Here is an 11,728-nt window from a genome sequence, read left to right as displayed (position 1 = left end):
TCATTTGCTCCTTTGGGGCAGACTGAAATTTGTTTTCCAGCCGGCCTGTGACAATGGTGCGGGTCGGCTGGGCCAAGCGTCGAGTGGGAGGATGTGTGGCCTATCAGTTTGACTTCCAGGCTGTTCTCGAGCACTGGCCTCTGCTGTTGCAGGGTGTTCTGGTGACGTTGCAGATCACTGCGGTATCGACAGTTCTGGGAATTATCCTGGGGTCGATATGTGCAGGGCTAAGAACGTCGCATGTCCGATGGGCGCGGGCGGTCGTGACGGTCTATGTCGAAATCATCCGTAACACACCGCTTCTGATCCAGGCCTACTTCCTCATCTTTGGGCTTGCATCCATGGGTGTGCGGATGCCTTTTATACTAGGTGCAACTATCGCCCTGACGGTGAATGTCGGCGCCTACACCACAGAAATTGTGCGTGCGGGCATCCAGTCTATCAAACGCGGACAGATAGAGGCAGCGGAATGCCTGGGTCTTTCCAGGTTTCAAACCTATCTGCATGTGATCATTCGCCCGGCGCTGGAACGTGTATATCCGGCCCTCACCAGCCAATATGTGCTGTTGATGCTCTTTTCATCCATCGTGTCGGCCGTCGGCGTGGACGAATTGTTTGGCATGGCCAACCGCATCCAATCGGCCACCTTCCGCAACTTTGAAATCTTCGTCGTGATCGGAGTCATCTACGTGCTGCTGGCCGCGCTGGTGCGCCTTTTCTTCTGGGGGCTTGGCCAGTTGATGTTCCCGCGTCGCAGTAAGCTTGGAACGCCATTGTGAGGCCGCAGACATGAACCCGGTATTCGTCATGTCCCTCGTGGACGGCCTGCTGGCCACCATGATCCTCAGCGGTCTGACATTCATTTTCGGTGGCTTCGTCGGAATTGTGCTGGCGCTTGCCCGCATTTCCCCGCTCGTTCCAATACGACGCATCACGGGGGCCTATATCAGTGTCGTTCAGGGCATTCCACTGCTGGTGCTTATGGGATTGAGCTTTTTCGGCCCCAGCCTTTTGGGGATCGGACACATTGGGCCGCTGGCCGCCGCAACCCTGGCAATGACCATTTATGCCAGCGTTTATCTCGGTGAGATATGGCGCGGATGTCTTCAGGCAGTGCCCAAGGCGCAGTGGGAAGCGGCCGAGTGCCTTGGCCTCACTCGTACACAACGCATGGCGCGGGTTATCGCCCCACAGGCCATTCGCATCGCGCTTCCACCCACTGTCGGCTTCATGGTGCAGGTCATCAAGAACACATCAATAGCTTCGCTTGTCGTGGGTTATGCCGAACTGACCTACAACGCAAAGCTGATCAACAACGCGACCTTCCAACCCTTTGTATACTTCGGGATTGCCGGGTTCCTGTACTTTATCGCGTGCTATCCGCTGTCGGAGTTGAGCCGTTACATGGAAAGGAAACTCGATGTCGAACATCGTTGAACTTCGCGACGTTCGCAAGCGCTTCGGCTCCCTGGAAGTGCTCAAGGGCGTCAGCTTCTCAGTCGCTCGCGGCGAAGTCGTGGCACTTATCGGCCAGTCCGGTTCTGGAAAGTCGACCGCCCTGCGATGCATGGATCGCCTGGAAACCATCGAAGGCGGCGAGATGTTTGTGTGCGGTCACGCCATGCATACGGGCACCGTCGACCTTGCGGCTCTGCGGCGAGACGTTGGCATCGTGTTTCAGGGCTACAACCTTTTCCCGCACCTGACGGTGGCGCAGAACGTGATGCTGGGCCTGCGACTGGTGAAAGGCAAGACCAAAGCGGAGGCCACCCAGATTGCCAATGCAGTGCTGGACCGTGTCGGCCTGCAATCAAAGGTGGAGTCATACCCTGAACAGCTTTCGGGCGGCCAGCAACAGCGTGTCGCCATTGCTCGTGGGTTGGCCATGCAGCCGAAGGTCATGCTGTTTGACGAGGTGACCTCGGCGCTTGACCCGCAACTGACGGGCGAGGTGCTGCGCGTCATCGAAGGTTTGGCGAAGGACGGCATGACAATGATCCTTGTCACGCACGAGATGGATTTCGCCCGCCGCGTGGCTGACAAAATCATTTTCATGCACAACGGCGTCGTAAGGGAGCAAGGGGGTCCGGAAATCCTGACCAACCCAGGCACCGAGGAACTTGCCAGATTCGTAGCAGCGGCCTGACGTCCAGCGACGAAACGAGCAAAAATAATCTAAACGGAGGAGAATGGAATGACCGAGAAAAGACAATTCTTCCGCGCCGTGATCGGGGCGCTTGTCATCGCTTTTGCGATGCCGGGAGCCGCGTCGGCGCAGAATTTGCTCGAACAGATCAAAAGCGCCGGCGAGATTCGCGTTGGTCTGGAATTTGGACGTCCGCCATGGGGCTACAAGGATGCCAACCTTCAATCTGCCGGTTACGACTTTGATGCGGCAAAGCTGATCGCTGAAGAACTCGGCGTGAACCTGACCATTGTCGAGCTGACGCAGCCGAACCGTATTCCGTTTCTGACAAGCGGTCGCGTTGATGCGGTGATTTCGACCTTTTCGATCACGCCCGAGCGCGAAAAGGTTGTGGACTTCTCAATCCCATACGGCAGTGCAATTGTTGGCGTCGCCGGCCCGCAGGATCTGGCAATTTCGTCCACTGCCGATCTGAAAGGCGTCCGCGTTGGGGTTGTACGCGGTTCGACCAACGATACTGCGCTGACTGCCCAGGCGCCCGATGCCGACATCGTCCGGTTCGATGACGAAGCCACCAACATGACTGCGTTCGTCAGCGGGCAGGTTCAGGCCGCTGTAACAGAACCTGCCACGTTGAAGTCCATCGTCGAGCAGAACCCAAACCGTAACCTGGAGTTGAAATTCACGCTGGTTGAATTTCCGATCGGTGTGGGGTTGCGCAAGGAAGAGCCGGAACTGAAGGAAGCGCTCAACGCCGCAATCAGTAAAAACCTCGAAGGTGGCAGCCTGAACGAGGCGTTCCAAGGCTATTTCGGCACCCAATTGCCGGAAACAATTCAAGCCCGCTGAAGAGGCTAAGAGTTCCATTTTGCCCGAACCGGGATCAGCGTGCGTCGCTACCCGGTTCGGCCAGCATCAAGACGGAGCATCAACAGCTCTCCCGCCTTTCCTTGAAAGTGAAGCAACAGTGACCCCGATCAGAATTGTCGAAGTCAAGACCTACGTTCTGGAACATGTTCTGGATGAACAGTTTCAAAGCTCCACAATGACATTCGACCGCCGTCAGCACTGCGTGGTGGAGGTCGTTTGTGATGACGGTACATCTGGATGGGGTGAGTGCCTGGGTCCGGCAATGCCCAATCAGGCAATGGTGCGTTTCTACGCCGCTCACCTGATTGGCATGAGCCCAATGGATACGGAAGTGGTGTGGGCAAAGCTCTACGGTACCAGCCGGGATCAGGGGCAACGCGGCTTGGCTATGACCGCTTTATCGGGCATTGATGTCGCTCTTTGGGATATCAAGGGTCAACATCTTGGCGTCTCTGTCGCAACGCTGCTGGGTGGACGCTTTCGCGAAAGCGTTCAGGCCTACGCAACCGGCGGCTTCCACCGGGTCGGCACTGATAGAGTTGAAGACACGGCGATAGAGGTTGCCGGGCATGTTGCGAACGGTTTCCAAGCAGTAAAAATCAAGATCGGCTTTGACCCTGTTGAAGATATTGCCGTTATTGCCGCTGTGCGCAGCGCCCTAGGCCCCTCTGTCGAACTGATGATCGACGCCAACCATGGCTATGACGTGCTTGAGGCGATCGAGGTTGGCAAAGCGGCAGCAGACTATGATGTTCGTTGGTTCGAAGAACCGGTAATCCCTGAACACCTTGGCGCTTACCGCAAGGTGCGAGCCGGGCAGCCGATCGCCGTGGCAGGAGGCGAGACCTGGCATGGCCGCTACGGCTTCCGGGAAGCGTTCGAGGCCGAGGCTGTCGACATCGCTCAACCCGACATTTGCGGCGCGGGCGGATTCTCCGAGTGCCGGCGCATCGCGGAACTTGCCACTCTTTACGGAGTGCGTGTTGTGCCGCATGTCTGGGGAACAGCGATCCAGATTGCGGCCTCGCTTCAGTTTCTGGCATCTTTGCCCGTGGCTCCGGATCGACACGCGCCACGCGCGCCGATATTCGAGTTCGACCGCACCCCCAACCCGTTCCGGCAGGCAATTGCATCGCAGCCGTTTGAGGTAGTCGATGGTGTACTGGCAATACCGGACCGGCCAGGTCTCGGCATCGAGATCAACCGCGATGCACTCGAACAATATCGGATTGCCTGAACTGTCTAACGCTTTGTTCTGTCCCATTGGCATATCGTTGGAACTTTGTCGGTTCAACCTTGAATGCTTTAGTCGCCCAGTATCTGCCGATCATCACCATCGCGCGAACGGACGAGCTCTTCCTTGATTTGCCTGAGAACGCGGGCTGCACGATTGCGATCGGCATAAGCCACCATATTCGCCAGAATATCGATGGCCGCCAGATACGCATACCGTGTTGATGTGGGGCGGAAAATATTCTTCCCCTCCTGAAGATCGACTGCAATCAGCACGTCACATGCTTTTGCCAGAGGCGACTGGCTTTGAGTGATGGCGATCGTCGGAATTGATCTCTCACGCAGCAGGTTCATGCAATGCAGAAGATCTGCATCGCGTCCCGTCATCGATGAACCCACAACGACCGTTCCGGGTACCGCTGCTGAAGAGAGCATGACATTCATGCTGTGATCATTGGAAGAATGGATATGACAACCCAGTCGGAAAAGGCGGTTGTGCAATTCATTGGCGATCATTGCCGAGTTACCACTTGCGCCGAAAGCCTGAATGAAATTGGCACTGCGTAACAGATGTGCCGCTCTGTCAATCGCAGCCAGGTCCAATTGCCGATGCAATTGAAACAGCGCATTCTGGGCCTTCGCAATAATGTCTTCCGCAACCTCTTCAACGCTGTTCGTTTGAGTTTCCGGGGTCAGATAACGCAATCCGACATAAGAAATCTTCGCAAGCTGCACCTTGAAGTCCGAATAGCTCTGACAGCCAAGATGCCGACAGAACCGCGTTACCGTCGGCGCAGAAACCTGAACTTTTTCGGCCAGCTCGCTTATGGATGCAGCAACAACAAAATCCACATTGTCAAGCACATAGGCCGCCAGTTTTCTCTCCAGTCCCGAAAGTCTGTTTTCGTCATCACTGAGCGCGTGAATGATATCCATGTGAAAACATCAGACCTTTCGTGCGATTGCCGGACTTGAAAAATAATTTCACATTTATGGAAAACGTCGGCAATAGTGTCAATAAGATCGGCTGAATTGAGCCGAATAAGAAAATTATATACATCGAAAATGGTCAATGTCGCATAGAGGTTTCCATATGACATTCCCCTGGCCCGCAACAGGCACACGGATTGAAGACTTGCCTACCCCGCTGCCCGTTATTGATGAAGATCGACTGGCGGCAAATATCACGCGCGCTCAAGCCTATATCGAGCAAAGCGGCAAAACCTTTCGTCCACACATCAAGACCCACAAGATTCCTGCTGTCGCCCGTCAGCAGGTGGATGCGGGCGCAAAGGGGATCAATTGCCAGAAAGTAACGGAAGCTGAAGTGTTTGCCGATGCAGGTTTTGAGGACATTCTCATCACCTTCAATATTCTGGGAACTTCGAAACTCGCCCGCCTCAAAACTCTTCATGAAAAAATTCGGGCATTGAAGGTGACGGTTGATAGCGAGGCCACGTTAACAGGACTGGCCGCAACATTTGACGCTGAACGACCACTATCCGTACTGGTGGAGTGCGACACCGGTGGCAAGCGCTGCGGCGTGCAGACACCGCAAGCCGCCACAACTCTGGCGCAATCGATTGACGCGCAGCCCGGTTTGCATTTCGCCGGAATTCTGACCTATCCGGCCGTTGGCGGCGCCCAGGAAGTTGAGAATTTCATTGTCGAAACGGTGAAGCAGCTCAAAGCACAGGGACTTGATTGCCCGATCCGGTCCAATGGCGGCTCTCCCGATTTCTATTCTGCCCATCTTGTGCCGTCCGCGACGGAGCATCGTGCCGGAACATATGTTTACAATGATCGCAGCATGGTTCGTGCAGGCCATTGCAAAATCGGCGACATTGCAATGTACATCCTGGCAACGGTTGTTTCACGCCCGGCAGAAAACCGCGCTGTGCTGGATTGCGGTTCAAAAGCGCTGACGTCAGATCTTCTCGGCTTTTCCGATTTCGGCACAATTGAAGGCTTTGAAGCTGCGCGGATTGTCTCCCTTTCAGAAGAACATGCCGTGGTCGATTTGAGCGATTGCAAAGTCGATTTTCCTGCAATCGGCTCAATGGTGCGTGTCATTCCCAATCATACATGCGTTGTCAGCAATCTTTTTGACCGCATGGTCTTTCATCGAAATGGCATTGTGACACGCGTCGAGGATGTCGCTGCGCGCGGAGCGGTTTGGTAAGCGCGAAAACATTCATTTCTCATGAAAAAAAGGCCTGTTTTTACAGGCCTTTTTTTCATGTGCGCAGACGTCTCATTGCCAGCGCCTGCCCCAGCCATGGCTGGCTATGAACTGCCCAGCCCGGCGCATACCGAGGTTTTATACCCGTTCGCATAATCGAGACATGAGAAACGCAAAATTACGCAGATGAAAAAATGAAAAATAATTTCATAATATTTTCATGGATGATCTATTTTTTACGTGAAAATCGCAATATTTGTTGACATACGCGTAGTTTGACGCATTATTTAGAAAATAAATTACAAGAAATGGGCGGAGGACCATCAAAAATGATTTTTCCGCAGTGTCTCCTGCCTGTTTAGCGACAGGACATTTTACCAGCGCAATCATGCGAAGCTTTGACGTTCTTTATGCGTGCGATGACGGGCAATCATATGCGTATTTTTACAGCCTCTCTGGCGACCGAAACCAACACTTTCTCGCCTGTTCCAACCGACATGTATGCGTTCAAGGCCGGCTTTTATGCCGCACCTGGTGAACATCCGGACACACCGACACTGTGTTCATCTGTTGTGCCGATTCTGCGCCGTCGGGCGCGCGCTGAAGGCTTCACGGTCATAGAAGGAACTGCCTGCTGGGCAGAGCCTGCCGGTCTTATCCAGCGCAAAACATATGAAACCCTTCGCGACACCATTCTCAACGAATTGCGCCAGGCATTACCGGTCGATGGCGTTGTGCTGGGGCTTCATGGCGCGATGGTTGCGCAGGGCTACGATGACCCGGAAGGTGACCTTCTGGCGCGCATCCGCGAAATTGTCGGCCCAAATGTTCTGATTGCAGCGGAGTTTGATCCGCACAGTCATCTGACGGCCAAGCGCGTCGCCAATCTCGACATCATGGCGACCTTCCTTGAGTTCCCGCATACGGATTTCGAAGAACGCGGCGAGCATGTTGTGGACCTCGCCTTAAGGGCGCTCAAGGGAGAAATCCGCCCCGTTATTTCCACTTTCGATTGCCGGATGATCACCATCTATCCGACCAACCGGGAACCAATGCGCTCCTTTGTCGACCGACTGGTTGCCATGCAAGGCAAGGATGGCATTCTTTCACTGTCCGTCATTCATGGCTTCATGGCAGGTGATGCACCCGACATGGGCACCCGCATCATTGTTGTGACGGACAACGACAAGGCAATAGGCGATGCTTTGGCTCGCAGGCTGGGCCATGAGCTTTACGCCATGCGAAAAATCACCGCCATGCAGATGTTTGATACAGAAGCCGGCCTTGATCATGCAATTGCCGTGCGCAAGGCAAATCCGGCTCTTCCCGTTGTCATATCCGACATATGGGACAACCCGGGTGGCGGTGTTGCAGGCGATGCAACCCATATCATTCGTCGCATGCAAAAGCGCGGGCTCGATAATTTCGGCGTTGCCACGATATGGGACCCCGTTGCCGTCTCATTCTGCCATGCAGCAGGTGAAGATGCAGAACTTGATATTCGGATTGGTGGCAAATCGTCCTGGCAGGGAGGCGATCCGCTGGATCTGCGGGTGACGATCAGGAAAGTCGTGGATGCCGGTTGGCAAAGCTTCCGTAACAGCCGGGTCAATCTGGGACGCGTTGCCGTTGTGCGTCCTGTGGGAACCACAATCGATATTATCCTGATCACCAGCCGTTCCCAGACGTATGAGCCGGATATCTTCACCAATCTTGGCATTGATTACCGATCGAAGGATTTCCTTCTGGTCAAATCAACCAACCATTTCCAGGCCGGCTTTCAACCGATCACGTCCGAGATCGTCTACATCGCCGCACCGACGTCTTACCCCACAGATCCGGCGATAACGCCTTATCGCAAAGCCAGTCTTGAACTCTGGCCGCGTGTCGCCGACCCGTTGGGCCTTGATTAATCGCATAGGAAAAGGCGGCCTCGCCAATCCATAAAAGGGAGAAAATCATGAAAAAAACTTTTATACTTGCTGCGGCAACGGCCGCCCTTGCCTGTTCCAGCGCCATGGCATTGGCACAGGCAACGGATGGCGTTCTGACCATTGCCACTATTGGCGAGCCACCAAGCCTTGATGTCATGCAGACGCCGACAGACATCGTTCTGACCATCGACCAGCATATTTTTGAAACGCTGTTCACCTATGATGATCAGTGGAAATCGGTGCCGCTTCTTGCAGCCTCCATGCCTGAAATTTCAGAAGATGGCCTGACATACCGCATTGCCCTGCGCGAAGGTGTGAAGTTCCATGATGGAAGTGACTTCGATGCCAAAGACGTTGTAGCCTCCCTCACACGCTGGATGCAGATCAACTCCAAAGGCAGGCAGGTTGCGGAAGTTGTCGAGAGCCTGGCTGAAGATGGCGACCATGCGGTCATCATCAAACTCAAGTCGCGCTATGCTCCCCTTCTGGCAACGCTTTCGCAGGCATCGGTCATCATTCCATCGGAAACGGTTGAAGACACGCTGACGAAATTCATTGGAACAGGACCTTACGCGCTGAAAGAGCGCAGGCCTGACCAGTATACGCAGCTCGTGCGTTTTGAAGATTACCAATCTCCTGAAGGAGAGCCGAGCAACTATGCCGGCAAGCGTGAGGCGATCGCCAGGGAACTGCGCTTCGTACCGGTTCCCGATGCAAACACCCGTGTTGAAGGGTTGATTTCAGGACAGTTTGATTTTGCCGATGCCTTGCCTGTGAGTGCCTTTGAGCGGGTTGAGGCCAGCGGCGTGGCCAAGCCTGTCATTTTTGAGAATTCCGGCTGGGCGTCGCTCAACATGAACATGCAGCAGGGTGTTCTGACCAATAAAGAGTTGCGACAGGCGGTGCAGGCGGCACTGAATGCTTCCGATATGATGCTGGCTGCCTTTTCAGACGAGCGCTTCTACAGCGTTGGCGGTTCAATTTTCCCGACAGGCTTTTACTGGAACACGGACGCAGGTGTTGCCCGCTATGGTGAAGGCGACCCGGAAGCAGCCGCAAAACTCCTGCAGGATGCTGGATATGACGGAACTCCAATCCGCCTTTTGACCAGCCGCCAGTACGAATTCCATTACAAGATTGGCGAAGTCGCCAAAGCTTATCTTGAAGCTGCCGGCTTCAAGGTCGACCTGCAGGTTGTCGATTGGGCAACATTGACAACGCGTCGCGCTGACCCTGCGCAATGGGACATTTTCATCACCCATTCCAACTTCCCGGGCGATCCGACCACGATCAACACGATCACTGACTCCTATCCGGGCTGGTATGTTTCGGACCAGAAGGCCGAAGCCGTCAATCAGTACATGAATGCCACCACAGATGAGGATAAGCTGACAGCCTGGGAAGGCATTCAAACTGTCATCTATGATGACGCTCCTCTCTACAAGGTTGGCAATTTCAATGCCCTTTCAGGCGTTGCAAATGGCGTAAGTGGCTACACGCCAACCTATTGGCCGCATTTCTGGAATGTGACTCCAAAGCAGTGAGGCATTAAAATGCAGCGGATCGCCTGGGCTCTGTTGAACCGACTGGTTGGCATGTTGATCGTGCTGGCTCTGGTTGTAACAGTTGTTTTCATCATAGTTCGCGTAACACCGGGCGATCCGGCAGCGGTCATGCTGGGGTCAGATGCGACCCCGCAGGACATTGCTGACCTTCGTGCCAGAATGGGCCTGGATGCGCCCATTCTGATTCAATATGCCCATTTCGTCATGGGCATATTTCAGGGCGATCTGGGGCAGTCGATCTTCCTTAACCAGCCCGTAACTCAGGCACTGGCCTCACGTGCGGAGCCCACATTCTTCCTCACTCTGTTTTCTATTCTGATCGCCATTACCATTGCCTTGCCCGTCGGCATTCTTTCCGCTGTCAAGCGAGGTACCATTTTCGACCAGTCGGTTGTAACGCTGACAATGGTTGCTGCCAGTGTTCCCAGTTTCTGGCTTGGTCTCATTCTCATCCAGACACTGGCCGTTGGAATGGGGTGGTTTCCCGCTTCAGGCTATGGCGGGCCGGATGCCGGCTTTTTAGACCGGCTGCACCACCTCGTACTGCCTGCTCTGGCGCTGGGAGTGGTCAATTCGGCACTGATAACCCGTTTCACACGCGCCGCAATGCTGGATGTTCTGGGAGACGACTATGTCCGCACAGCGCGCGCCAAAGGCGCAAGCGAGCGGCGGGTCATCCTCAAGCACGCATTCAAGAACGCGCTCATTCCCATCATCACCGTGATTGGTCTTTCAATTGCCATGCTGGTTGCAGGTGCGGTTGTGACAGAAACCGTCTTTGGCCTTCCAGGCATTGGCAACCTCGTCGTTTCTGCCGTTCTCAGACGTGACTATCCGGTCATTCAGGGCACCTTGCTGGTTGTGGCCGCAATTTACGTCCTGATCAATTTCGCCGTGGACATGCTGTATATTCTGGTAGATCCGAGGGTAAAACTGTGACGCTCGCTTCCTTCTCCATGCCCTTCATCGGCAGTCTGCGCCGCCTTTTCGGCAATCGAGCCATTGCACTGGGTGCGTTGATTCTGCTGACCGTTGTCCTTGCTGCACTGCTGGCACCGTGGATTGCGCCTTACGCACCCAACAAACTCTCGATCGTCAACAAGCTGCAAAGCCCCTCGTGGACACATTTCTTTGGCACGGATGAATTTGGCAGGGATATCTTCTCCCGCGCTATTTATGCCGGGCGCATTTCCCTCCTTGTCAGCTTGGGCGTTGTGGCAATCTCGACAATCCTCGGCATTATCCTTGGTGTCACCGCTGGTTACTTCCGCAAACTGGATGCACCGATCTCGCGCCTTCTGGATGCGATGATGTCATTTCCCGACATTCTGCTGGCCATTGCGTTGGTGGCTGCATTGGGCCCATCCCTGATAACTGTTATCATCGCGTTGGGCATTACCTACGCGCCACGACTGGCACGTATTGTTCGTGGATCAACGCTGGTTGTCCGTGAGATGCCCTATATCGAGGCAGCAATTTCGCTTGGATTGCCGACATGGCAGGTTCTGCTGCGCCATGTCCTGCTCAATCTGGCCTCTCCCATCCTTGTTCAGGCAACATTTGTTTTCGCATCGGCCATGCTGGCCGAAGCCAGCCTGTCATTTCTCGGCATCGGTGTTTCATCAGATATGCCGACATGGGGCACCATGCTGGCATCGGGGCGCGAATACATGAACAACGCACCATGGCTGATGCTTTTTCCCGGTCTGGCAATCGTCTTTTCTGTGCTGTCACTGCAACTCGTGGGTGATGGGCTGCGCGATATGGTTGATCCACGTCTTGCGAAGGAAACCTGATC

At 54.6% G+C, this 11,728-nt stretch carries 11 protein-coding genes; 10 read left to right on the top strand and 1 reads right to left on the bottom strand.

Annotated features, from left to right (window positions below):
- Positions 1-95: 95 nt before the first annotated feature.
- The 5 genes from FPY71_RS13005 (at position 96) to FPY71_RS12985 (ending at position 4,253) form a co-directional block, all read left to right on the top strand.
- Positions 96-779 (top strand): amino acid ABC transporter permease, encoded by a 684-nt coding sequence (locus tag FPY71_RS13005; protein ID WP_149300737.1) that lies wholly within the window; start codon positions 96-98, stop codon positions 777-779.
- Positions 780-789: 10 nt separating this feature from the next.
- The gene (locus FPY71_RS13000) at positions 790-1,437 is read left to right on the top strand and encodes an amino acid ABC transporter permease (RefSeq protein WP_149300736.1); all 648 of its coding nucleotides are present in this window, start codon (positions 790-792) and stop codon (positions 1,435-1,437) included.
- On the top strand, positions 1,421-2,146 hold the full coding sequence (locus FPY71_RS12995) for an amino acid ABC transporter ATP-binding protein (protein ID WP_149300735.1): 726 nt from the start codon (positions 1,421-1,423) through the stop codon (positions 2,144-2,146). Before FPY71_RS13000 ends, FPY71_RS12995 begins: the two co-directional genes overlap by 17 nt.
- A 48-nt stretch (positions 2,147-2,194) precedes the next feature.
- Positions 2,195-2,995, top strand: a complete 801-nt coding sequence (locus FPY71_RS12990) for a transporter substrate-binding domain-containing protein (RefSeq protein ID WP_149300734.1) — start codon at positions 2,195-2,197, stop codon at positions 2,993-2,995.
- Positions 2,996-3,122: 127 nt separating this feature from the next.
- A complete protein-coding gene (locus FPY71_RS12985; RefSeq protein ID WP_149301096.1) occupies positions 3,123-4,253 on the top strand; it encodes a mandelate racemase/muconate lactonizing enzyme family protein in 1,131 nt (376 codons plus the stop codon).
- Positions 4,254-4,321: 68 nt separating this feature from the next.
- On the opposite strand, the gene FPY71_RS12980 is transcribed toward FPY71_RS12985, so the two are convergent.
- Positions 4,322-5,185, bottom strand: a complete 864-nt coding sequence (locus tag FPY71_RS12980; RefSeq protein ID WP_149300733.1) for a MurR/RpiR family transcriptional regulator — start codon at positions 5,183-5,185, stop codon at positions 4,322-4,324.
- A 157-nt stretch (positions 5,186-5,342) separates the two neighbouring features.
- On the opposite strand from FPY71_RS12980, the gene FPY71_RS12975 reads away from it, so the two are divergent.
- The 5 genes from FPY71_RS12975 (at position 5,343) to FPY71_RS12955 (ending at position 11,726) form a co-directional block, all read left to right on the top strand.
- Complete coding sequence (locus tag FPY71_RS12975; RefSeq protein WP_149300732.1) at positions 5,343-6,431, top strand: D-TA family PLP-dependent enzyme; 1,089 nt, start codon at positions 5,343-5,345, stop codon at positions 6,429-6,431.
- A 434-nt stretch (positions 6,432-6,865) separates the two neighbouring features.
- Positions 6,866-8,344: a M81 family metallopeptidase gene (locus FPY71_RS12970; RefSeq protein WP_149300731.1), complete on the top strand. Its 1,479-nt coding sequence runs from the start codon at positions 6,866-6,868 to the stop codon at positions 8,342-8,344.
- Positions 8,345-8,391: 47 nt separating this feature from the next.
- Positions 8,392-9,909: an ABC transporter substrate-binding protein gene (locus tag FPY71_RS12965; protein WP_149300730.1), complete on the top strand. Its 1,518-nt coding sequence runs from the start codon at positions 8,392-8,394 to the stop codon at positions 9,907-9,909.
- A 9-nt stretch (positions 9,910-9,918) separates the two neighbouring features.
- Entirely contained in the window at positions 9,919-10,869 is a 951-nt protein-coding gene (locus FPY71_RS12960; protein WP_149300729.1) for an ABC transporter permease, read from the top strand.
- A gap of 17 nt (positions 10,870-10,886) precedes the next feature.
- The gene (locus FPY71_RS12955) at positions 10,887-11,726 is read left to right on the top strand and encodes an ABC transporter permease (RefSeq protein ID WP_149301095.1); all 840 of its coding nucleotides are present in this window, start codon (positions 10,887-10,889) and stop codon (positions 11,724-11,726) included.
- Positions 11,727-11,728: the final 2 nt, after the last annotated feature.

This window comes from Aureimonas fodinaquatilis (genome assembly GCF_008369445.1).
Lineage (GTDB): Bacteria > Pseudomonadota > Alphaproteobacteria > Rhizobiales > Rhizobiaceae > Aureimonas > Aureimonas fodinaquatilis.
This window is presented reverse-complemented; position numbering and strand designations above follow the sequence as displayed.